Raw genomic sequence first — 253 nt, 5'->3', positions numbered from 1 at the left:
GGTTGGCGTCCCACCGCCCCAATGCAGATGCGCCACCGGTACGCGCCCCGGCATCGCCGCCCGCACACGAGCGATCTCCTTCAGCAGCGTCTCGACATATTCGGCAAGCGGGCCTTCGCGCTTGACGAGTTTCATGTTGCAGCCGCAATACCAGCACATTTCGCGACAGAAGGGGATGTGGACATAAAGAGAGATCGGCGCCGACGCATCAAGCGCGCTCAGCCATCCGCGATAGGTCGCCTCGGGAAACGCG

At 63.2% G+C, this 253-nt stretch carries 1 pseudogene; it reads right to left on the bottom strand.

What is annotated here, in order from left to right:
- Positions 1–253: pseudogene (locus tag E0702_RS18005) on the bottom strand (oxygen-independent coproporphyrinogen III oxidase); the annotation flags it as partial.

The organism is Halomonas marinisediminis (genome assembly GCF_004347715.1).
GTDB lineage: Bacteria > Pseudomonadota > Gammaproteobacteria > Pseudomonadales > Halomonadaceae > Halomonas > Halomonas icarae.
This window is presented reverse-complemented; position numbering and strand designations above follow the sequence as displayed.